We start from the raw sequence: 22,919 nt of genomic DNA, 5'->3' as shown, positions 1-22,919 counted from the left end.
TTCTGTACTGCTGCTTATACGCGGATCAGTTCATAGTCGCTGCTGCCAAGGCCCATTTTCACCCCGTGCTCAATCATCGTTTTCCAGTTGGTCGTCGGGTGCAGCGCAGTAAAGTAATCGCCGCAGGTCTCGCTGCTCTTGTCGAGCAGGCTGCCCGGTACGACCGGCTGGCTGTTGACCGCACGTGCGCAGGCGAGGTCCAGCGCAACCGGGTCAAAGGAGGCAAACATACCAACATTTGGAATAATCGGCAGGTCATTTTCCGCGTGGCAGTCGCAGTTTGGCGAAACATCTACAATCAAGCTGATATGGAACTGCGGGCGGTCGTGCAGCACCGCATAAGAATATTCAACAATCTTCTTATTGAGAATATCGTTTGATTCGTCCGAAGCAGGCAGGACCGCGTCCATGGGGCAGGCCCCGATACACCGGCCGCACCCAACACATTTGCTGTGGTCGATTGTCGCTTTTCGATCTGTAATGGTGATGGCGCTGTGCGCACAGTTTTTTCGGCAGGAACCGCAGCCGACACATTTGCTGTGGTCCACATGCGGCTTGCCACTGCTGTGCATCTCCATTTTTCCAGCGCGCGACCCGCACCCCATGCCGATATTTTTCAGGGTGCCGCCAATGCCGGTCGCCTCGTGCACCTTAAAATGTGTAAGTGAAATAATGACATCGGCATCCATAACAGCCTGGCCGATTTTCGCCTCTTTGACGTATTCCCCGCCCTGCACAGGCACCAATTCTTCGTCTGTGCCCTTGAGGCCGTCGGCAATTATCAACTGACAGCCGGTCGTTGCAGGGGAAAAACCATTTAGATTTGCTGAGTCTAAGTGGTCCAGCGCATTTTTGCGCCCGCCGACGTACAGCGTGTTGCAGTCGGTTAAAAACGGCTTGCCGCCCAATTTACGGACGGTATCTGCGACCACTTTCGCATAATTCGGCCGCAGAAAAGCCAGGTTGCCCGGTTCGCCAAAGTGAAGCTTAATGGCAGCAAATTTATTTTGAAAATCAATCTGCTCGATACCGGCCGCTTTTAAAAGCCGCTGAAGCTTCTGCAGCAGATTCTCCTGCAGGGTTACGTGCATATCCGTCCAATATACTTTAGATGGTTCCATAAGCCGTCCTCCTGTTTACACATGAAATTAAAAGCTGTCTTTTCTGCCTACATTATAACACTGCCTTTTTTAAAATACTATAAACAAAACTGAAACCAATGGTCAAAAATGCAGGCACAATTTTTCGCACCCGTACGAGGGAATTGGCTGCAGAGAGTACAGAAAAGGCTGTGGAAAAAACCTTACACAGCACTTCCCCTGCAACGCAGCAGAATTGTTTTGGTACGGCTGGTAAAAGTACCTTTTGAAAGCAAAAAGAAGCCCCGCACGGATACTAGAAATCTAGCATTCATGCGGGGTTTCAGCCTTTTGGCGGAGAAAGAGGGATTTGAACCCTCGCGCCAGTTTCCCGACCTACTCCCTTAGCAGGGGAGCCCCTTCACCACTTGGGTATTTCTCCATGGGTGAATCTCTAAAAAATATAATTCAATTTATTACACTAATTTTCGATGGCGGAGAGGAAGAGATTCGAACTCTTGGTCCCTTTCGGGATCACTGGTTTTCAAGACCAGCTCCATAAACCACTCGGACACCTCTCCACAGCAGTAACAGCAGTACAAGTGCGTAAGTTATAGTATCATATCTACATTGCTTCTGTCAAGTGTTTTTTTGCTTTTTTGGCTTTTGGCAACACAAAGCCGCGGGCAGCACAAGCGGCCCGCGGCCAAAGCAGAACTTTAAATGCGGTTGTTAATCCAGTGTATCACATCGCTGATTGCTTCATCGCGGCGGTACTCATTGAAAACTTCGTGGAAAAGTTTTCCATAGATTTTCATCTGCTTGTCTTCCGAACTAATCATACCGAAAAATTCCTGTGTATCTTTCACGCTGACCAGGCCGTCTTTTTCGCCGTGCATCATCAGCACCGGATAGTAAAAGTCAGACCCATGCTTTGCAAACCAACTGATGCCGTCCCGAATTGCCATGCAGATACCGGCGGTAAAAGTCATGCAGTTATAGGGGTCTTTTTGGTACCAGTCGACAACCGCGCGCACCGAGCAGACGCCGTCACCCATTTGATTGGGAATCCGCTGATGCGGGTCTGCCCCCTCCGGCACGCCGCTGAGCAGATGTGCATTGTCGCGCGTCACTGCGCCATTAGTAATCAGCCCCGCCAGGCGCTTATTCGGGTAAGCCGCACCGTAAAGCGCAACCGCAAAGCCGCCCATAGAGTGCCCCAGCAGAAAGACCGGCTTTTTCGGGTTTTCCGTAAGGGCCATTTCCACAACGGTATCGACATCTTTCAGCATATCCTGGTAGCATGCGTAGTAGGCGCGCTCGCCGTCGCTGCGGCCGTGGCCGCGCAGGTCAAAGCGGTATGTACCAATGCCGTTTTGGTGGAACTTCTGTGCAAGATAATCGTAGCGTCCCTGGTGCTCTGCCAAGCCGTGCACAATAACACAAACGCATTTATCCTCCGGCGCGGTTTCTTTGTTTAAAAACAGCTTGGTATCGTCAAAAGATTTGATATACATAATAAACCCATACCTCCCACTTTTTTGCGCTGTACCCGGGAAGCAAAGCGGGAACCGGGTGCCGCACAAGTTTTCTGCTGAAAAGCAGTTGCCGTTAGATTGCCTATCTTTTTAGCATACTAATGCAAAATTATGTGTATTTTTGCTTATCTTATTATAAACACACACTGCCCGCCTGTCAACTGGAAAAGCAGAGAAAAGGTGTTTCTTTCTTTTATAAAAAGAAAAGAGGCCCTGCCCCCTTTTTTAGGGCAAAGGCCTCTGTTATTCTTTTGTTTTATTCCTTAAACTTTACTGCCGTTCCATAAGCAATGACTTCTGCCGCCCCCTGCATGATGGAAGAGGAAGCAAAGCGCACGTTGACGACCGCATCCGCTCCCAATTTTTCCGCATCTGCAATCATACGCTGCAGCGCAATTTCACGGGCGTCGTTCATCATGGAGGTATAGGCTTTCAGCTCGCCGCCCACCAAAGTTTTAAAGCCCTGTGAAATATCGCGGCCGACATTTTTACACTGAATGGTAGAACCTTTGACAAGGCTCAGCATCTGCAGCTCTTTTCCTGTAATGTAATCTGTGTTTACTAGTATCATTTCCATACACTCCTTTATTTATCAAAAAGCAGACTGTCTTTCAGCAGCCCATACGACAGGCATTTTATTTTTCCACTGCACTGTGGATAACTTTCTATATATAAAAATCAGGCAGATGCATCACATGTTCATAATTTTTGTTGCAAACCGTATTCTATGCTGGCTTAGGCGCATATCCCGCTGGCCTGAAAGAAAACATGAAAAACCAGACAAACACAAATTTCCACTGAAGCCGCCCGGTGAAGTGGAAGCCAGTGCCTGCCAAGCTTTTTTGCGAAGATATGGCTGAGCAGGGTCACTGAAATGCCGGCCAGCATCAAGAAGCCGAAAACAGCCACGACTGCCGGCAGCCGTACATGCAGGTGCCAAACCACAATCGGGTGAATGACTGCAAACAAGTACAGCGCCACGCTGGAAAATGGATGCAGCTTTCTTGCGGCGGTATCCAGTTTCGGGCAGGGCAGGCGCTTTGTCAAAAACTTGACTGCCGAAATCAAAAAGGCCGCTGCCGCCAAAATCCCCCAAGCCACTGCCCTGCCCCCTTTTCCGACTGCGCACGTTACAATTCTTATTATGATTCTATCATACAAAAGAGAAAAGCAAAACAAAAACTTGCAAAACGAAAGCCCCAAAAGCTTTTGAGCTTCTGGGGCCTGCCCTGCCGCTTTTCTTTTTATAGAAACGCCGCCGCCAAGGCACTGACTGCAATGAGCGCAGCGCACACCAGTGCAACCACGCGAACAAGCATCTTTCGTTTCTTTTCCTGCATGGCAAAGTTCCTTTCTTCCTGAAATGCGCTTTTTTACACAGACTGTTTCTTGTAGATAGTTTAGCACATTTTTGCAGAAGAGGAAACAGGAAAGTCCTCGGTTACAGAAAGTTTACATAACTTGACAACTGTCATGCCGCCCGCTAAAATGAAGATGAACGCTATTTTTACAGAAAACGAGGCTTATTTTATGGCATATACTCCGCAGGATTCTGGGCGGCACAAAACGCCGCGGCAGAATCCTTCCAGCAGCTCCCAGCGCGGCAGAGGCAGTGAGCGCGATGTTTACTCGCACTCTTCCCGCCGTGCACAGCAGGGAGAGCCGATGGTAGATGTTTCTTCATACAGCGACCGGCGCCGGCACGCCAATACCCGCCGCACACGGCCTACACAGGTACGCTACCACGATGGCTTTGACCCCGATGACCGTGCAGCAGCCGTAGACTCGCGCCGCTCTGCCGCGCCGCGGGGAAACAACTATGATAACGGTAACAACAATCGCAGCCGCAATTACAATCATTATAACAATAACTATAATAACAGCGGCTATCGGCAGCGCCCAAAGCGCCACAAGCACCACGTTGTACGCAACATTGTCTGCATTCTGCTGGCGCTGCTGGTCGTCTCTTGTGCGTGGCTGACCGCGCTGTTTTCACACATGGACCGCACACACAACAAAGTAAGCCAAACGACCTATGTGCGCACACCAGAACATGCGCCGACGTGGAATGTCATGTCCAGTCCGTGGGTCACCAACATCCTTTTGATCGGCATGGACCAGGACTCCGGCGGCGGGGCTCGCCGCAGTGACTCGCTGATTCTGCTTTCGCTCGACCACGTACACAATAAAATCAAGATGACTTCTTTTTTGCGCGATACTTATGTAGAAATCCCCAACCACAGCCGGCAGAAGCTGAATGCCGCCTTTGCCTACGGCGGCGCGGCCATGACAATGCAGACGCTGGAAAACAATTACCGTATTAAAATTGATATGTACATGGCAGTGGACTTTGATTCTTTCGCAACCATTATTAATGACGTGGGCGGCATTGATGTAACCCTGGACCAGGGCCTATGTACGGAATTCAACAAAAACCTGGCAACCCATTTTACGCCCGGCAAATACAACTTAAAGGGTGTACAGGCCCTGTACTATACCCGTATCCGCAACTACGGCAACGACTACGGCCGCGCTCAGCGTCAGCGTGAAGTGATTGGCCAGCTGATGAAAAAGCTTGCGCTTTCCGGCCCGATTAAGCTAACCTCTACCCTCAATAAGTTTCTGCCGCTGATGTGGACAAACATACCCGCCAACAAACTGGCCGGCATCTGCATAACCAGCCTGCCGCTGCTTTTCTCAAAGCAGCAGACACAGCAGATTCCTGCAGACGGCACCTTTAAGGGCGAAACGCTGCGCTCAGCCGGCTGGGTGGAAGTGGCTGATATGGAGAAAAACTGCACTCTGCTGCGGCAGTTTATTTATGAAACCAGCAGTACAAATTAACTGTACCGAAACCGTACAGACTGCCGGGCCGCTGTCTTTCCGCAAACCGAAAGCAGCCGCCCGGTTTTTTTCTGCCGCAAAAGCGGCAAAAAGAAAGCAAAAGCAGAATTGTAATCCCCGCAGAATGCGTGTATAATAAAAAAGCAAATTTGTTCAAAACTCAAGTGGAGGCAGAAACATGGAGAAAAAGACTTTTTACATCACAACGCCCATTTACTACCCTTCTGGCAAACCGCACATCGGCCACAGCTACTGCACCGTGGCCAGCGACGCGATTGCCCGGTACAAGCGAATGCAGGGCTACGATGTTATGTTCCTGACCGGCACAGATGAGCATGGACAAAAGATTGAGCAGAAAGCGGCCGCTGCCGGCATTACTCCAAAGGAATATGTTGACGGCACGACCAAGGTCTTTAAAGACCTGTGGAAACTGCTGAATATTTCAAACGACCGCTTTATCCGTACTACCGACAGCTACCATGTAAAAGGCGTACAGAAAATTTTTCGTCAGCTGCACGACAAGGGCGAAATCTACAAAGGCAAATACACCGGCTGGTACTGTACCGACTGTGAATCTTTCTGGACGGAAACACAGCTGAAAGACGGCAAATGCCCTGACTGCGGCCGTGAGGTAAAGTGGGCAGAAGAAGAAGCCTATTTCTTCCGTCTTTCCAAGTACGCCGACCGTCTGCTGCAGCTGTACAAAGATCATCCCGATTTTATACAGCCGGAAAGCCGCAAAAACGAAATGATTTCGTTCATTAACCAAGGCCTGCAGGACCTGTGCGTTTCGCGCACCAGTGTCAAGTGGGGCATTCCTGTAGACTTTGACCCTAAGCACACGGTCTATGTCTGGATGGACGCCCTGCCGAACTACATCACAGCTTTGGGATACGGCAGCGATGACGACAGTGATTTTAAAAAATACTGGCCTGCCGATGTGCACTTTGTCGGCAAGGAAATTGTCCGTTTCCACACAATTATCTGGCCTGCCATGCTGATGGCACTCGATTTACCGCTGCCAAAGCAGGTATACGGCCACGGCTGGCTGCTTTTCGGCGACGGCACCAAAATGAGCAAAAGCAAGGGCAACGTGGTTGACCCGTATATTTTGTGCGAGCGCTACGGCGTAGACGCTATTCGGTACTTCCTGCTACGCGAAATTCCTTTTGGCAGTGACGGCCTGTTTACCAATGAAGCGCTGATCAACCGTATTAACTCTGACCTTGCCAACGACCTGGGGAACTTGCTTTCACGCACTACTGCCATGGTACAGAAATACTTTGCTGGAAGCATTCCGCAGGAACAGGAAACCGCTGACCCCGACGGTGAACTGGAAGCAATGGGGAATGCCCTGCGCGGCAAGTGTGACACGGATATTGATGCCTATCAATTCAGCAAAGCACTGGAAGAGATCTGGCGCTTTATCGCACGCACCAATAAATATATTGATGAAACAGAGCCATGGGCTTTGGGTAAAGAGGAAGCCAAAAAAGCACGTCTTGCCGCTGTAATGGACCATCTGTGCGAAGCACTGCGCATCATTTCTATTTTGCTGGCCCCCTTTATGCCCGATACTGCACCTAAAATACAGGAACAGCTCGGCCTTTCCGCTGCAGACTGCACCTATGCCCGTGCGGGCAGCTTTGGCCGCTTCCCTGCCGGCTGCACCGTAAAGAAAGGCAGCCCTTTATTCCCACGTATTGATGTGGAAAAGGAAATTGAAGAACTTAACAAACTGATCCCCAACCCAGCCGCCTCTCAGGAAAACAAAGTAAAAGAAGAGCTGGCAGGCATTGCGCAGATCGGTATTGATGACTTCGCAAAAGTGGAACTGCGCGCCGCTAAAATTATGGACTGCGAAAAAATCAAGCGCGCAAAAAAGCTTTTGAAGTTAACTTTAGATGACGGCACAGGCACCCCGCGCACTGTGTGCAGCGGGATTTCGCAGTGGTACAAACCAGAAGATTTAATCGGCAAAACGGTTGTGCTGGTGGCAAATCTAAAGCCCGCCAAGCTGTGTGGCGTAGAGAGCCAGGGCATGATTCTGGCGGCAGACGCCGGCGAAAATGACGTTAAAGTAGTCTTTTTGGAAAATGTACCTGCCGGCAGCAAAATTCGGTAAGGAGATTTTTATGAACCACATCGGCACACAGGACATCGAAACAAAGCGTCTGCTTTTGCGGCGCTTTACGATTGAAGATGCCCCTGCCATGTACTGCAACTGGGCCAACGACCCGCAGGTAACGCGCTATCTCACTTGGCAGCCGCACCATTCTGCAGCGGAAAGTGAGAGGCTTTTATGCGTATGGGTCATGCTGTACGCAAAACCAGAAACTTACCGCTGGTGCATTGCTGACAAACACACCGATGAACCCATTGGCTGCATTGACGCTGTCGAACAGGACCGCACAAATTTATGTGCAACCGCCGGCTACTGCCTGACACGCCGTCTGTGGGGACATGGGATTATGACAGAAGCTCTGACAGCCATGGAAGATTTTTTGTTTTCGAAAGGCGGGTATAACCGGATACAGGCTTTTCACAATACACAGAATCCTGCTTCCGGCAAAGTCATGCAAAAAAGCGGCATGCGCCGTGAAGGAATCCTGCGGCAGTATCACCAAAATAATCAGGGCCGCCTAGTCGATGTTGTTTTGTGGTCTATTCTGCGCTCAGAGTGGCAAGCCATGGGCCGCGGCTGACGGCAAACTTTAAAAGAAATGTTTCAGGGCTGCTGGGTTCGGCTTCAGCAGCCCTGCTTTTTACAGAGGAGGGTCCTTGTTTTGACCTATCATCATATTTTTGACAGTCACGCACATTACGACGATACCGCCTTTGACCCCGACCGCTCCGTGCTGCTGCAGACCCTGCCGCAGCAGGGTGTCTGCCATGTCATTGACTGCGGCGCCACTTTGGCGGGGTGCAGGGCCGCAGTCGAGCTTGCACAAAAGTATCCCTACATTCACGCAGCGGTCGGGATTCACCCGGAAGAAGTCGGCGCTTCACCGGAAAACTGGCTTCAGCAGCTGGAAAAGCTTCTGCAGAAAAAAGAAGAAAACCAAATCGTCGCCGTCGGTGAAATCGGCTTGGATTACCATTTTGCCGGCAACCCGCCGCGTGATGTACAGAAAGCCGCCTTTGCTGCACAGCTGCAGCTGGCTGCCAAATACAAACTGCCTGTCATTGTACACGACCGCGATGCACATGCAGATGCCCTGAAACTGCTGCAGCAGTATCGGCCGCAGGGTGTTGTTCACTGCTTTTCGGGCAGTGTCGAAACAATGCAGGAAATCTTAAAGCTGGGCATGTACATTGGGCTGGGCGGCGCAGTGACATTTAAAAACGCAAAGATGCCGCTGCGTGTTGCAGAAGCAGTGCCGCTGGACCGTCTGCTGAACGAAACAGACTGCCCCTACATGGCGCCGGTTCCACTGCGAGGGGCACGCTGCGACTCTACCATGATTCCTTACTCTGCAAAGGTCATTGCCGCTGTGCGCGGCATTTCCACTCAGAAAGTATTGGACGCCGGCTGTGAAAATGCGAAACGCCTGTTTGCAGTTTCTGATTCCGTTGCGCCGGCTGTTTAATACGTTTTTTATCTATCTTTTCCATACAAAATCAAAAGCACTGCTGCAAACCAAAACGGCCTGCGGCAGTGCTTCTTTTTATTCCATTTCCTTTTTTCGCTTTTGCTTTTTGTAAATAACAATGCCTACATACACTGCCAAAAACGCACACAGCACAAAAATCAGCGTCAGCGTATCGCCGGAACCACCCATCTTGACTTCTGTCCACAATTCATCAATCAAGGTCAGCGTTTTGTCCGGCAGATTGGTAAAGACCTCCGCTTTGTCCAAAATAGACTGCGGCGGGTAGCAGATCATACTCTGGGCCATCTCTTTGGGCAGCAGTTTGCGCGCAGCCGTTTCCGGGGTGGAGTAGCCGATTGTCTGCATATTGGCGGCAGAGACTTCTGGGCTGCAGAGAAAATTGATGTAGGCTTCTGCAGCGGCTTTATTTTGGCAGCCTTTGGGAACGCAGAGTGCGTCTACAAAGAAGTTGGTTCCCTGTTTTGTGGGAATCGTAAAGCCGATATTGGGGTTTTCCCGCGACAGCGACTCGCCGTCACCCGCATAATAGGGTGCCACCCATGCTTCCCCAGAATCCATCTTATCGAAAATCTGGTCCATTACATAGGACTGCACTAGCGGCTTCTGCTGCTTTAGCAGCGCAGCGGCAGCCTCCCACTCATTGCTATCTGTGGTGTTATAAGAAATCCCCAGCTTTTTCTGCGCAATGCCAAAGGCATCGCGCGGGTTGTCAAACATTAAAATCTTGCCGGCATATTTTTTATCCCACAGGATATCCCAAGAAGTAGTTTCCTCTTTTTTTACGTACTTTTTGTTGTACAGAATGCCCACCGTGCCCCAGGTGTAAGGCACCGAATAAGTGCCCTTGGGGTCGTAAGAAAGATTTCTGTACTGTTTGTCAATATACTGATAATTCGGAATATTCTGATAATCCAGCTTTTCCAGCATATTCTGCTTAATCAGCTTGTTAATCATATAGTCCGAGGGAACAATCACATCGTACTGCGCGCCGCCGCCTGCCAGCTTGGAGTACAGCGATTCATTGGTATCAAAAGTGGTGTAGTCTACCTGGATACCGGTGCGGCGAGTAAACTCAGCATTGACATCCATGCTGCCGTCTGTGCCTTTGCTGATATACTCACCCCAGTTATAAACATGAATTGTGGTGCCGGCCAGCGCTCTGGAACTGTTGCTTCCGGCAGAGGCAAAAGCCGGTGCAGCGCTGCTGCAGGCTACCAGCAGTGCCAGCAGAAAAGAGCAAATCCTTTTTTTCACAGCTCCTCCGCCTCCTCTGCTTTCGCTTGGCGGCGGGCCGCCCGGGCTGCGCTGCCCGACTGACTCACATTGACCACAATGAGCAGTACCAGAATCACCGCAAACAGCACCGTGGAAAGGGCATTGATTTCGGGGCTGATGCGCTTGCGCGTCATGGAGTAAATATAGATTGGCAGAGTTTGCGTTGTGCCGCTGGTAAAGTAGCTGATTACAAAATCATCAATCGACAGCGTAAAGGCCATCATGGCGCCGGAAACAATACCGGGCGCAATCTGTGGCAGCACAACCTTGAAAAAGGCCTGCACAGGCGTACAGCCTAGGTCCTGCGCTGCTTCGTACAGATGCGGGTCCATCTGCAGCAGCTTTGGCCGCACAGAAAGGATGACATACGGCAGGCAAAATGTGATGTGTGCAATAATCAAGCTGCCAAAGCCAAGGCCGGCACCAACAGCGCGCATTGCAATAACAAACAGCAGCATCATCGATACGCCGGTGACAATCTCGGGGTTGACCATGGGCAGGTTTGTCACGTCCATTGCCATACGGCGGGCCCACTTGCCCTTGAGGCTGTTAATGCCAATTGCGCCCAAGGTCCCCAGCACGGTAGCGACCGCTGCAGCCACCACCGCAATAATCAGTGTATTGCGCAGCGCCTCTAAAATCATGCGGTCCCCAAAAAGCTGACGGTACCAGCGCAGCGAAAAGCCCGAAAACACAGAGCGGCTCATAGCATTGGAATTATTAAAGCTAAACAGAATCAGTACAAAAATCGGCGCATACAGAAACAGGAAAATCAGCACCATATAAACTTTGGAAACAGCCTTCATACCAGCACCGCCTCCTGTTCGCCGCCCTCATCGAATTCATTCATAATACCGAGGCAGACAATGATCAGCAGCATAAGCACCAGCGAAATAGCCGACCCGAGATTCGGGTTATAGGCAGAGCCGAGGAACTGCATCTCGACGACATCGCCAATCAAAAGGTTGCTGCCGCCGCCCAGCATCTTGCTGATAATAAAGGTGCTGACTGCCGGCACAAATACCATGGTAATGCCGGAAATGACCCCCGGCATGCTCATGGGCAGTGTTACCCGGCAAAAAACCTGTGCCCGGTTTGCGCCAAGGTCCTGTGCTGCTTCCAGTACAGAGGTATCAATACGCGTAAGCACAGTATACATCGGCAAAATCATATAGGGAATGTAATTGTACACCATGCCCAGCACCACCGCGCCGGCCGTATTAATCATGTGCACTTTGGGCAGGCCGAGCATGACAAACAGAGAATTCAAAATGCCATTGTCCTCTAAAATTGTCATCCAGGCATAGGTGCGCAACAGAAAGTTCATCCACATGGGCAGCATAATCAGCAGCACCATCACGCTTTGTGTCTTTAATTTCATATGTGCAATACAGTACGCAAGCGGATAGCCCAGCACCAGACAGATAACGGTAGCCAGCGCACCCTGCCAGATAGAGCGCAGAAATACATTGCTGTACTGCCCCACTTGGCGCAGGTTTTCCAGTGTAAAGGCACCGCTGCGGTCGGTAAAGGCAAAGTACAGGACCAGCAGCATTGGCACCACTGTAAAAAGAATCATCCAAACAATGTAGGGAGAAAACGCCTTTTTAGATTTCATGCTTCTTCCCCCTGTTCCTGCTTGGCCTCTTCCTGGGCTTCGGCTTCTTCAGAAGTCAGAATATCCTCCTCCATTTCGTCGCTGAAGGTGCTGTAGTCACCAAACGAACCGGAGTAACTGGATTTGTGCATAATATGAATATCATCCGGCTCAATTTCCAGCCCGATGTGCTCACCTACGCCGGTATAATGAATCGACTGAATCATCCATTTAAATCCGCCTACATCTACAATAATTTCATTGTGCACGCCCTTAAAAGTCACATTCGTAACCACGCCGTGCAGCGGGCTTTTCTCTGACGCGACCACATCGATGTCTTCCGGGCGGATAACGACATCCACTGCTTCATTTGGCGCAAAACCTTTATCGACGCAGCGGAATTTGCACCCGGCAAACTCTGCCAGATAATCTTGCCGCATAATGCCGTCTATAATATTGGATTCACCGATAAAATCCGCAACAAAGGCATTTTTGGGTTCATTGTAAATATCCTGCGGCGTACCAATCTGCTGAATGCGGCCGGCATCCATAACCACGACCGTGTCGCTCATAGAGAGGGCTTCTTCCTGGTCATGCGTGACAAACAAAAAGGTAATGCCGGTCTGCTGCTGAATCTTTTTCAGCTCGACCTGCATATCTTTGCGCAGCTTCATATCCAGCGCACCCAGCGGCTCATCCAGCAAAAGCACCTTTGGGTGATTGACCAGCGCCCGCGCAATAGCCACCCGCTGCTGCTGCCCACCGGAAAGCCGCTCGACACTGCGGTGCTCAAAGCCGCGCAAATTCACCATTTCCAGCATACTGCGCACAGCCGTGCGGATTTCTTTCTCCGGCCTTTTGTGTACGCGCATGCCAAAAGCTACATTGTCGTACACATTTAAATGCGGAAACAGTGCGTACTTTTGAAAGATGGTGTTTACTTCGCGCTGGTACGCCGGTGTATCGTTGATACGCCGGCCGTTAAAAAAGACATCACCCCGGTCAGGCTGCACAAAACCGCCGATAATGCGGAGCGTTGTGGTCTTTCCGCAGCCGGAAGGCCCCAGCAGCGTGACAAATTCCCCGTCACGAATACTGAGGTTGAAGTCCTGCAGTACCGGCTCGCCGTCAAAAGCCACGGCAATGTCTTTCAGCGCAATGATTGGTTCTTTTTCCATAGAAATGCATCCCCTTTGCGGTTATTCAGTTACGTTGAGCCAGGCATGGTTAAACGCTACCCCCGGTGCTGTATCTCTGCTGCGCCCCGCAAAGGATTTTTCGCAGCAAAAAGGCTTTTTCAGCTGCGGCAGCAGAACGGTACCGGGTTTTCGTCAGATGCAAACGCAACAACAGATATAATAGTGTTAAATTCATATTCTGTCAATATATTTTTGAAAATTCCGTCATATCTCAACAGATTTTTAAACAGCCTCTAAAAATCACCGGCTTTGTGTGGGTTTTTCTTCTGGATCCTTCAATTCTCTCTCGCATATCTGCACTTTTTTCGCCTGCTGCTTTTTTCCAGCTGCATTGCCCCGGGGAAAGGCGTTTACAAACTGCCGCACGCGGGGTATACTAGAAATGCAACAAAAAGAAGGTGTTTTAATGAAAGGCAAAAAGCTAAGGGACTTGTCGGATAAAGAAGGAAAACTGGTCTGGGTTGAGTTTGAAAATCCAGACGCCGCCACCTGTGAAAACTGCGGTGCCTGCGGCAGCGCCCGGCGTGCAAATGCCGTGTACAAAGACGGCGTTTACCGCGTGCAGGGCCATTTCCTTGTTTCCCCACAGGACGCAAATGTATACTTTCATGAGTTCATTCCGCGTATCATTGGCTTTTATGAATGGATGCCGGACGACTGAAACCGGCAGAAAGAATGCGCAAAACGGCAGAAGCGGGCTGTCTTCTGTGGAAAATACAGAACTCACCCGCTTCTTTTTGCAGTTTAGCGCTGCTCTTTATGCAGAAAAGAAGATTTCTTTTTAAAAAAGCTTGACAAAGCAAATGAGAGTGTGTACACTATACCATGAAATACATACTAAATAGATAAAGTTTGTAAGATTTCAGCGTTTGCAGAATGGAGGGAAGATTATGTGCCGCATGTGTGTGATGTGTACTGTGATGATGTGCCGCTGCAAAACTGCCGGCCGGAGCTTCCCCTGTCAAAAGGCTGCCTGTCTTTTGTAATTACGGGATTGATCCAGCGGAGCAGCCTGCGAGCTGTGCCGCTTTTTTCTTTATCTTTTTGCGTTACCCAGCTTTTTTAAAAAGTATGGAAAGAGGAAATTTTATGGCAAAATCGATCTTAGAGGTCCGCGACCTCTGCAAGACCTACACCACCCGCGGCGGTGAAGTGGAAGCCCTGCAGCATGTGGACCTAACTGTAGAGCGCGGCGAAATTTTCGGAATCATCGGAATGAGCGGCGCCGGGAAGAGCTCCCTTGTGCGATGTATCAATTTGCTCGAAACGCCCACCAGTGGCAGCGTGCTGTTTGATGGGCAGGACATGGTGGCAGCTGCCCCGGCCCAGCTGCGCAAAGCGCGGCGCTCCATCAGCATGGTTTTTCAGCAGTTCAATCTGCTGATGCAGCGCACTGCCCTGCGCAACGTAAGCTTCCCTATGGAAATCGCCGGCGTACCCAAAAAAGAGGCCTGCGCAAAAGCGGCCGACCTGCTCGAAACCGTTGGCCTTTCCGATTGGTCAGGCAGCTACCCCAGCCAGCTTTCCGGCGGACAAAAGCAGCGTGTTGCCATTGCACGCGCCTTGGCAACAGAGCCGAAAATGCTTCTGTGCGACGAAGCCACCAGTGCACTGGACCCCTCTACTACACTGAGTATTTTACAGCTGCTCAAAAAAATCAACACCACGTACGGCATTACGATACTGGTTATTACGCACCAGATGAACGTTATAGAGGAAATCTGTAGCAAGGTTGCAATTCTTTCCAGCGGAAAAGTCGTAGAAACCGGCCCGGTACGCGAAATCTTTGCAAACCCCAAAACCGAAGCAGCCAAAAAGCTGGTGCTGCCCGGCCCCGGGCAAAAAGAGCAGGCGCTCGGCCGGCGGCAGGTGCGGATTGTCTTTGACGGTGTTGATTCCTGTGAGCCGGTCGTTGCGCAGCTGGTACTGCACTTTCAGTCTGAGGTCAACATTATGTATGCCGACACACGCGACATAAACGGAAAAGCTGTGGGCCAGATGGTACTGCAGCTGCCGGAAGACCGCAGCCTTGGTGACCGCATGATTGCTTTCTGCAAAGCACGCGGCTTAACCGCAGAGGAGGTGACAGCAGATGAGCAGTGATATGCTTCCGCTTTTTGGGCAGGGAATTTTAGAGTCTCTGTACATGGTCCTTTTCAGTACATTCTTTGCCTATGTAATTGGTCTGCCGCTGGGTGTTATCTTGGTTGTTACCGCGAAAAACGGTATTCGGCCAAATGCCGGTGTTTATAAAATTGTAGATATTGTCGTCAACATCACGCGCAGCGTTCCGTTTTTGATTTTAATGGTTGCAATCATTCCTTTTACGCGAATGATTGCTGGCACCTCAATTGGCACCAACGCTACCATTGTTCCGCTGACTATCAGTGCCGCCCCCTTTGTCGCCAGGCTGGTTGAGAGCCCCTTGGCCGATGTAGATGCCGGCGTGGTTGAGGCTGCGCAGTCCATGGGTTGTACCACTTGGCAGACAATTTGGAAAGTTCTGCTGCCAGAAGCAAAGCCCGGCCTGCTGCGCAACATGGCAATCGCTACAACCACCATTCTCGGCTACTCGGCTATGGCTGGTTTTATCGGCGGCGGCGGGCTTGGCACCATTGCTACAAACTACGGCTACTATCGCTATGACAGTGTGACCATGCTGATTACCGTGGTCCTGCTGGTTGTTATTACCCAAATTCTACAGGGCGTGGGCCTGAAAATTGCCAACGCTTCCGACAAACGAAAGCTTTGATTCGGTTTCTTTCGGCGTTTTGCCGATTGTACATACAATAGTTTCAGATTTAATTATCAGGAGGGATACTTTATGAAAAAGATACTTGCGTTCACTTTAGCAGCTGTTTTTGCAGCAGGCACTTTGGCCGGCTGCGGCAGCTCGGCTTCCTCTGCGGCGGGAAGTGCTTCTGCAGCAGCTTCCACCACCACCACTGCGGCAAAGGGCGGAACCATTACTGTAGGTGCTTCCCCTTCCCCGCATGAAGAGATTTTAAACAACGTTGTCAAGCAGCAGCTGGCAAAAGAGGGCTACACCCTGGTTGTCAAAGAGTTTTCTGACTATGTGCAGCCAAACCTTGCACTGGACAGCAAGAGCCTAGATGCCAACTACTTCCAGCACAAACCGTACCTGGACAGCTTCAACAAAGAGAAGAACACACACATTGTCTCCATGGGGCCTGTCCACTATGAGCCTTTCGGTATTTATGCCGGCAAGACCAAAAAGCTTGCTGACTTAAAAGACGGCGCAACCATTTCTGTGCCAAACGACACAACCAATGAAGCGCGCGCCCTGCTGCTTTTGCAGGACAACGGCATTATCAAACTGAAAAGCGGTGCAGGTATTACCGCCACAAAGAAAGATATCGAAAGCAACCCCAAAAATATTAAGATCCAGGAAATTGAAGCAGCACAGCTGCCCCGCTCCATTCAGGACGTAGACCTCGCTGTTATCAACGGTAACTATGCAATCAGCGGCGGGTTGAAAGTAAAGGACGCGCTGGCTGTGGAAAAGAACACTTCTGTTGCAGCTAAAACCTATGCCAATGTTTTAGCTGTGCGTGAGGGCGACGAAAACCGTGCGGATCTGAAAGCCCTTTACAAGGCACTGACCAGTAAAGAAACGCAGGACTACATCACACAGCACTATGCAGGTGCGGTAGTTCCTTCCACTGTTTCCTGATTATTTACAAACATTTAAAGGCATTTCCGCTTTCCTCATTTGGGGAAGCGAAAATGCCTTTCTTTTTTGATTATTAATGTATATTTATAAAAGTGTTAATACTTTCTCTCTTGTTTTACCAAGTAATTTATGATAGAGTAAACAATCATAGTTGTTTTGGCTGAAACAAATTTTAGAAAAAGCAGCAGAAAAAGCTTCTTCTGTTTCGTACAAGCCCTGAAATGTCTATAAAATGCGGCTTTGCCGCAGGTCTGAAAACGCCCTGTGCCGCAAAGCCGCCGCTTGTGTATTTATACAGCGCTTCTACTTCTTCACTCAATCTCTGAAATAGCCGCGCGCAGGCCTAAAATAGAGGCCGGTGTAACAGAAAGTTCGTCTATACCCATATCTACAAAAGTCTGGGTCAGCGTTTCATCTGCACCAAGTTCACCGCAAATGCCAATCCAAATGCCCGCTTTATGCGCATTCTCTGCGGCAGTGCGAATCAGGCGCAGGATTGCCTTATGATGGGTGTTGCAAAAACGGGAAATCTCCAGATTCTGGCGGTCACAGGCCAGCGTATACTGCGTCAGATCGTTGGTACCAACGCTGAAGAAATCCACTTCTTTGGCAAGGTCATCGCTGATAATTGCGGCGGCCGGCGTTTCCACCATAATACCAAGCTCCACTGAAGATGAAAACGGAACCCCCTCACTAGTCAGCTCTTCCCGCACCTGCGCAGCAATCTGCTTGCACTGCTGTACTTCCTCTACAGAAGTGATCATCGGGAACATGATGGCAATTTTTCCGTAAGCAGAGGCACGGTACAGCGCACGCAGCTGTGTTTTAAAGATTTCAGGCCGAGTCAGACAGATGCGGATAGCGCGCATGCCCATGGCTGGGTTTTCCTCTTTTGGCAGATTGAAATAGGCTGCCTGTTTATCCGCGCCGATGTCCAAAGTACGAATAACGACGCGTTTGCCTTTCATCTTTTCAGCGACAGTTTTGTATGCTGCGAACTGCTGTTCTTCTGTAGGGTAGTCGCTGCTTTCCAAATACAGGAATTCGCTGCGGAACAGGCCTATGCCCTCTGCATCGTTTTCCAGCACAGCAGACATATCTTTGGGGTTGCCGATATTAGCGCACAGCTCAATATGATGGCCGCTCTTTGTCACAGTGGGCCTGCCGCGGTACAGTGAAAGCAGGCGCTTGCGGGCTTCCTCCTGCTGGTGCTTATCGTTCATTTCTTTACGGGTTGCTTCATCTGCATCCAAATAAATGCAGCCTGTGGAACCATCGACAATGACTTCTTTGCCATTGATTTCTTTCGTCAGCTGGTCTTTCAGGCCGATAACCGCCGGAATACCCATGGTGCGGGCAAAAATAGCAGTATGCGAATTGTACGATCCGCCGGAAGTGACAAACGCCAGTACTTTGGATTTATCCAGCTGGGCTGTTTCACTCGGTGCCAGTTCATCCGCTGCCAGCACACACGGCTCGCTGCCGCCGTCTTCCTCTGTCTGCTGCCCGGTCAGAATCGCAATCACACGCGCAGAGACATCCTTTACATCTGCCGCGCGGCCGCGCATGTACTCGTCTTCCATTTGAGAGAACATCTCGGCAAATTCCTTTGAAGTTTCTGAAACTGCGTACTCGGCGCAGACTTTGTCATTCTTAATTTTATTCAAAATAGAGTCGCCGTAATCGACATCTTCCAGCATCATTTGATGAATCTGAAACAGAAGAGAGTTTTCTTCGCCCAGCTCGTCGCGTGTCTTTACATACAGATTTGCCAGCTGAGCGACTGCAGCAGCGCGGGCATCTTCAAAGCGCTTGACTTCTGCCTGCACATCGGTGACCAAACGTTTTTCTACATGGGCTGCAACCCGGCGGAAAAACCGGATTTTACCAAACACGACCCCTTTGCTGACGCCTTCCCCTTTCAATACTGTCATGATCATATCCTCCTTCATTTTTATACAAAAGTATCCGAAAGCACTTGCCTATTGCAACAATACCCTGTATAGATTAGTCACATTATACAATAAAATCACAGGCAAGTCTATTCTATAATAAAATTCGTTTGATTTTATAAATGGCGGTTAATAAATAAAATAGGAATTTTTACCGCCATATATTGCCATACTATAGACATTGAGATCAAAGATGTTACTCGCCGCAAAACGCGGAAAAGGAGATACCCCCATGGAAGAAAAGATTGCAGTTTTGGTTGACTCAGGCAGCGACCTGCCAGAAGCCCTAAAGGAAGAATATCATATTACAACAATGGAGCTTCGTGTCATTTACGGCAATGAAATTTACCGAGACGGCATCGATATTACGCCGCAGACGGTCTACAGCCGTTTCCCAAAGGAAATTCCCACGACCTCCGCGCCAAACCTGCAGGAAGCAAAAGACACCCTGAAAGCACTGCAGGAAAAGGGCTATCAGAAAGTAATTGCCGTATGTATTTCCAGCGGACTGAGCAGCACCTATCACACCATTCATACTGCAGCTGAAGAATACCCCGAACTGGAAACTTTCGTCTTTGACAGCAAAAATATTTCTATCGGTGCGGGACTTTATGCGCTGTGGGCAACCAAAGCTGTAAAAGACGGCATGTCTTTTCAGCAGATTACCGCCGCGCTGCAGCGCAAGCAGCGGGACAGCAAAATCTATTTTTACATGGATTCTTTGGACTATCTGCGGGCTGGCGGCAGAATCGGACAAATCACCGGCCTAATCGGAAAGGTATTGAATATCCGCCCCATTATTTCCTGCAACACCGAGGGAACCTACTATACAGTTTCTATGGTCCGCGGTAAAAAGGGCGGTGCACGCCGCCTGTTGGACACCGTAGGCAAATGTGCCAGCAAAGCAAAGACCTGGCTCGCCTTGATGAACGGCGGTGCCGCCGAGCAGGCTCATGCGCTAAAAACAGAGCTGATGAGCTTTTTTCCGAAGGGACAGCTTATGGTCGAGTCACAGATTACTGCCTCTATGGCCGTACATACCGGCCCGGGGCTGGTAGGCATCTGTGTTTTTCAGGCAGACTAAATGGAAATAAAAAAGTGCCCAGCTGTAAAAATACGGCTGGGCACTTTTATTTTGCGTTCAATTCGTTCCGCGAAAGCCCTTGCCGATAATCTCGCTGCTGTTTGTTATCATAATAAACGCCTGCGGCTGGTTTTTGCGGATAAAGCGGCGCAAAAGCACCGCCTGGCTGCGCCGCATAACCGTTAAAACAATTTTTTTGCGGTTGTGCAGGTAGCTACCCTCTGCACTGAAAACGGTTGCACTTCGTTTCAGTTCCTTATGGATATAGTCACAGATTGGCTCCGGGTCGTCGCAGATAACCGTAAAGTACTTACACAGATTCAGGTTTTCAATGACACTGTCAATGACAAGAGATTTGCTCAGCAGCCCCGCAAACGAAAATAGACCTGTCTTTGGCCCATAAATGATAAAGGCCGCCACGGTAATCAGCACATCTACCAGCATCAGCGTCGCGCCGATATTCATCGTTGTATACTTCTTTAAAATCATGGCTAGGATATCGGTGCCGCCGCTGGAAGCATCCATGTCAAACAGCATGGCCGAACCAAGTGCAGGCAGAAATACGGCAAACATAAATTCCAGCACAGGCTCATTGGTCAGCGGCTTTGACATAGGGTATACTTTCTGCAAAACACTGAGGGCAACTGACATCATCACACTGACATACACGGTCTTTACGCCAAAGCCTTTGCCCAAAAAGATAAACCCGGCCACCAGCATTAACATATTGATAATAAACGTAATATCCGACGCGCTCATCTTTAAAAAGCCGCTGAATAAAACCGCAATGCCGGTAACACCCCCAAAACAAAAGTTATTGGGAAATTTGAAAAAATAAATGCCAATTACCATAATGGTCGTTGCCAGCGTCATCTGTGCATATTCTTTTACTTCCGACTGAACTTTTCCCTGTTTCATAACCCGCCGCAAATCCCTCAACCGTTTTTTCCGTTTGAAGGACACAGCTTTCACCCTCTTCCGAAAAAACATTATACCTGTTTCTTCGCAAAAAGGGAACCTTTTTGTACAAAAACCCTTTTATTTACTTTTTATTCCATATTTTTACACTCACTTAAGCACAGCTGCAAAGGGGGCTGAACTCTATTGTATACTGTCACTGCAAAACCGTAATCAGCTTTTCACCGGCTTTTACCTCGCCTTCTGGGTGCGAAAGGACCTCCAGATAATCTGCAGAATTCGTTACGGTAACTGGCGAAATGGTGTCATAGCCCGCCTTGCGAATCCCTGCCAAGTCACATTCCAGCAAAAGGTCGCCCTGCTTTACTGTATCGCCGGTTTTGATATGCGGCGTAAAGAATCTGCCCTGCAGATTGACTGTGTCTTTTCCAATATGGATCAGTACATCGGCACCAGAATCCGTGTGCATACCGATTGCGTGGTTTGTATCCATCAGGCAGTCGATTGTTCCGTCTGCCGGTGCATAAACCCGGCCGTCCGCCGGCTGTATGCCGACGCCGCTGCCCATTACACCAGAAGCAAAGGTTTCGTCGTTTACCTTTTCCAACGGAACCACATAGCCGCTCAAGGGACTGCTCAGCTGGAACTTTTTCTGCAGCGGCTGCGCTTCTTTGTTTTCCAAAGCTGGCTGCTCCTTGCAGGCCGGCGCTGCTTCTGCCTCGCTGGTCTCTTCGGCTGTTTCGGGCTGCATATCCGGATCATCCATGCGCACGGCCAGCAGGGTACCGACAAAGCTGACAATCAGTGCAATTGCCATGGCAATCAGGCCGTAAATCAGGTACTTCATGCTGCCGCCGCCAATCATTGTAATCAGTGTGAAAACATTAGAAGTGGCATTAAAGGCAAAAACGCGCGCACCGACAATGCCGCAAAACAGCCCGGCAATTCCGCTGCCTATGCAGGCAGTCGCAAGCGGACGCTTCAACTTTAAAGTGACACCATACAGTGCAGGCTCTGTAACACCAGCGACAATGGCGGTCACGCCGGCCGCAGAAGCTGTTTGGCGCATCGTCTTGTTTTTTGTGCGCACTGCCACACCAAAGCAGGCTGCGCCCTGCGCAAGGTTTGAGCAAAACATGATGACCATTAAAATCGGGTCATAGCCCATAGCAGCTATCGAATTCAGCGCAATGGGGAACAGCGCATAGTGCATGCCAGTCATCACAATAAATGGGAAAACAGCCGCCAACAGCATAATGGTGAGCCAGCCAGCATGCGTATAGAGGAAAGTAACGCCCGTCGCAAGCCAGCCGCCAATAATGCCGCCCAGCGGACCTACCACAATCAGCGCTACTGGCGCGGAAATCAGCAGGACCAGCATCGGCTTTAAAAAGACTTTGACCATATCCGGCGAAATTTTTTCTGCAAAACGTTCAATGTACTTCATCAGCGGAATCATCATCAGAATGGGAATAACAGACCCGCTGTAAGTAGTGGCTGTCACCGGAAGCTTTAAGAAAGTAACCGCCTGCCCGGCTTTAAATAAAGCCGCCAAATTGGGGTGCAGCATCACGCCCGCAATGCACATAGCCAAAATTGGGTTTACGCTGACACGCCGTGCACAGGTGTAGGCCAGCATAATCGGCAGGAAATAGAAAGGCGCATCGCCCATGATATTCAGCACTGCATAGGTGCTGCCTTTGGTGGAAATCCACCCGAGAGCTGTCAAAAGGGTAATCAGCACCTTGAGCATGCCGCCGCCCATCAAAGCCGGCAGCAGCGGTGTCATACAGCCGGCGATAAAGCCAAACAGGCGGGAAAGGATATTTTCTTTCTGCGCGCTTTTTGGGGCCTCTTCATCAGTAGAAGCTGCTGTAAAGTTCCCCAGTTTCTGCAGTTCATCATATATATGGCTTACTTGACTACCTATGACAATCTGGTACTGGCCGCCCTGGCGCACCGTACGCAGGACCCCGGGGATTTTCAACATCTCGCTGTCCTTTGGGACTTGGTCATCTTTCAAAATGAGCCGCAGACGGGTCATACAGTGTGTCATACTGGAAACATTTTTCTCTCCGCCGACCCCGCGCAGAATCTCAGCGGCTGTTTTTGCATAATTCATCAG

General features: G+C 50.0%; 20 protein-coding genes and 2 tRNA genes. 9 read left to right on the top strand and 13 right to left on the bottom strand.

The window, feature by feature from the left end:
* Positions 1–14 precede the first annotated feature (14 nt).
* The 6 genes from LKE53_01775 to LKE53_01750 all read right to left on the bottom strand — a co-directional run bounded on the left by LKE53_01775 (position 15) and on the right by LKE53_01750 (position 3,718).
* On the bottom strand, positions 15–1,121 hold the full coding sequence (locus LKE53_01775; GenBank protein MCH3971492.1) for a DUF362 domain-containing protein: 1,107 nt from the start codon (positions 1,119–1,121) through the stop codon (positions 15–17).
* A gap of 310 nt (positions 1,122–1,431) precedes the next feature.
* Positions 1,432–1,521: transfer RNA gene (locus tag LKE53_01770), tRNA-Ser, on the bottom strand.
* A 50-nt stretch (positions 1,522–1,571) separates the two neighbouring features.
* Positions 1,572–1,660 (bottom strand) — tRNA-Ser (locus tag LKE53_01765).
* Between the two features lie 138 nt (positions 1,661–1,798).
* A complete protein-coding gene (locus LKE53_01760; protein MCH3971491.1) occupies positions 1,799–2,596 on the bottom strand; it encodes a lysophospholipase in 798 nt (265 codons plus the stop codon).
* Between the two features lie 277 nt (positions 2,597–2,873).
* On the bottom strand, positions 2,874–3,188 hold the full coding sequence (locus LKE53_01755; protein MCH3971490.1) for a YbjQ family protein: 315 nt from the start codon (positions 3,186–3,188) through the stop codon (positions 2,874–2,876).
* Between the two features lie 164 nt (positions 3,189–3,352).
* A complete protein-coding gene (locus LKE53_01750) occupies positions 3,353–3,718 on the bottom strand; it encodes a hypothetical protein (protein MCH3971489.1) in 366 nt (121 codons plus the stop codon).
* Between the two features lie 360 nt (positions 3,719–4,078).
* On the opposite strand from LKE53_01750, the gene LKE53_01745 reads away from it, so the two are divergent.
* The 4 genes from LKE53_01745 to LKE53_01730 all read left to right on the top strand — a co-directional run bounded on the left by LKE53_01745 (position 4,079) and on the right by LKE53_01730 (position 9,051).
* On the top strand, positions 4,079–5,461 hold the full coding sequence (locus LKE53_01745; protein ID MCH3971488.1) for an LCP family protein: 1,383 nt from the start codon (positions 4,079–4,081) through the stop codon (positions 5,459–5,461).
* A 178-nt stretch (positions 5,462–5,639) separates the two neighbouring features.
* Positions 5,640–7,586, top strand: a complete 1,947-nt coding sequence (gene metG, locus LKE53_01740; protein ID MCH3971487.1) for a methionine--tRNA ligase — start codon at positions 5,640–5,642, stop codon at positions 7,584–7,586.
* A gap of 10 nt (positions 7,587–7,596) precedes the next feature.
* A complete protein-coding gene (locus tag LKE53_01735) occupies positions 7,597–8,166 on the top strand; it encodes a GNAT family N-acetyltransferase (GenBank protein MCH3971486.1) in 570 nt (189 codons plus the stop codon).
* Between the two features lie 81 nt (positions 8,167–8,247).
* Positions 8,248–9,051, top strand: a complete 804-nt coding sequence (locus tag LKE53_01730; protein ID MCH3971485.1) for a TatD family hydrolase — start codon at positions 8,248–8,250, stop codon at positions 9,049–9,051.
* Between the two features lie 78 nt (positions 9,052–9,129).
* Here the strand turns inward: LKE53_01730 and LKE53_01725 are convergent, their stop codons facing one another.
* From LKE53_01725 to LKE53_01710, 4 genes are read right to left on the bottom strand one after another with little or no spacing between them, the layout of a single operon-like run.
* The gene (locus LKE53_01725; protein MCH3971484.1) at positions 9,130–10,329 is read right to left on the bottom strand and encodes a spermidine/putrescine ABC transporter substrate-binding protein; all 1,200 of its coding nucleotides are present in this window, start codon (positions 10,327–10,329) and stop codon (positions 9,130–9,132) included.
* A complete protein-coding gene (locus LKE53_01720) occupies positions 10,326–11,156 on the bottom strand; it encodes an ABC transporter permease (protein ID MCH3971483.1) in 831 nt (276 codons plus the stop codon). The genes LKE53_01725 and LKE53_01720 overlap by 4 nt, the downstream gene beginning before the upstream one ends.
* Positions 11,153–11,968, bottom strand: coding sequence for an ABC transporter permease (locus LKE53_01715; protein ID MCH3971482.1), 816 nt, complete (start codon positions 11,966–11,968; stop codon positions 11,153–11,155). The genes LKE53_01720 and LKE53_01715 overlap by 4 nt, the downstream gene beginning before the upstream one ends.
* Positions 11,965–13,125 carry an ABC transporter ATP-binding protein gene (locus LKE53_01710; GenBank protein MCH3971481.1) on the bottom strand — a complete coding sequence of 387 codons (1,161 nt, stop codon included), beginning with the start codon at positions 13,123–13,125 and terminating at the stop codon, positions 11,965–11,967. The genes LKE53_01715 and LKE53_01710 overlap by 4 nt, the downstream gene beginning before the upstream one ends.
* Positions 13,126–13,552: 427 nt before the next feature.
* On the opposite strand from LKE53_01710, the gene LKE53_01705 reads away from it, so the two are divergent.
* From LKE53_01705 to LKE53_01690, 4 genes are all read left to right on the top strand, one after another.
* Positions 13,553–13,807, top strand: coding sequence for a hypothetical protein (locus LKE53_01705; GenBank protein ID MCH3971480.1), 255 nt, complete (start codon positions 13,553–13,555; stop codon positions 13,805–13,807).
* Between the two features lie 428 nt (positions 13,808–14,235).
* A complete protein-coding gene (locus LKE53_01700) occupies positions 14,236–15,249 on the top strand; it encodes an ATP-binding cassette domain-containing protein (protein ID MCH3971479.1) in 1,014 nt (337 codons plus the stop codon).
* Entirely contained in the window at positions 15,239–15,898 is a 660-nt protein-coding gene (locus LKE53_01695; protein ID MCH3971478.1) for an ABC transporter permease, read from the top strand. Before LKE53_01700 ends, LKE53_01695 begins: the two co-directional genes overlap by 11 nt.
* A 72-nt stretch (positions 15,899–15,970) precedes the next feature.
* Positions 15,971–16,840, top strand: coding sequence for a MetQ/NlpA family ABC transporter substrate-binding protein (locus LKE53_01690; protein ID MCH3971477.1), 870 nt, complete (start codon positions 15,971–15,973; stop codon positions 16,838–16,840).
* A 311-nt stretch (positions 16,841–17,151) separates the two neighbouring features.
* Here the strand turns inward: LKE53_01690 and ptsP are convergent, their stop codons facing one another.
* On the bottom strand, positions 17,152–18,774 hold the full coding sequence (gene ptsP, locus LKE53_01685; GenBank protein MCH3971476.1) for a phosphoenolpyruvate--protein phosphotransferase: 1,623 nt from the start codon (positions 18,772–18,774) through the stop codon (positions 17,152–17,154).
* A 250-nt stretch (positions 18,775–19,024) separates the two neighbouring features.
* Here ptsP and LKE53_01680 point away from each other — a divergent pair, with 250 nt between their 5' ends.
* Positions 19,025–19,876, top strand: a complete 852-nt coding sequence (locus LKE53_01680; GenBank protein MCH3971475.1) for a DegV family protein — start codon at positions 19,025–19,027, stop codon at positions 19,874–19,876.
* A 57-nt stretch (positions 19,877–19,933) separates the two neighbouring features.
* Here the strand turns inward: LKE53_01680 and LKE53_01675 are convergent, their stop codons facing one another.
* Together LKE53_01675 and LKE53_01670 are read right to left on the bottom strand one after the other, a co-directional pair.
* Positions 19,934–20,794 (bottom strand): YitT family protein, encoded by an 861-nt coding sequence (locus tag LKE53_01675; protein MCH3971474.1) that lies wholly within the window; start codon positions 20,792–20,794, stop codon positions 19,934–19,936.
* 196 nt (positions 20,795–20,990) lie between these two features.
* Positions 20,991–22,916: a beta-glucoside-specific PTS transporter subunit IIABC gene (locus LKE53_01670; GenBank protein MCH3971473.1), complete on the bottom strand. Its 1,926-nt coding sequence runs from the start codon at positions 22,914–22,916 to the stop codon at positions 20,991–20,993.
* Positions 22,917–22,919 lie beyond the last annotated feature (3 nt).

It is taken from the genome of Oscillospiraceae bacterium, assembly GCA_022483045.1.
Taxonomy (GTDB): domain Bacteria; phylum Bacillota; class Clostridia; order Oscillospirales; family Acutalibacteraceae; genus Caproicibacterium.
The sequence above is the reverse complement of the archived record's forward strand: the minus strand, read 5'-3'. Positions and strand labels throughout refer to the sequence as shown.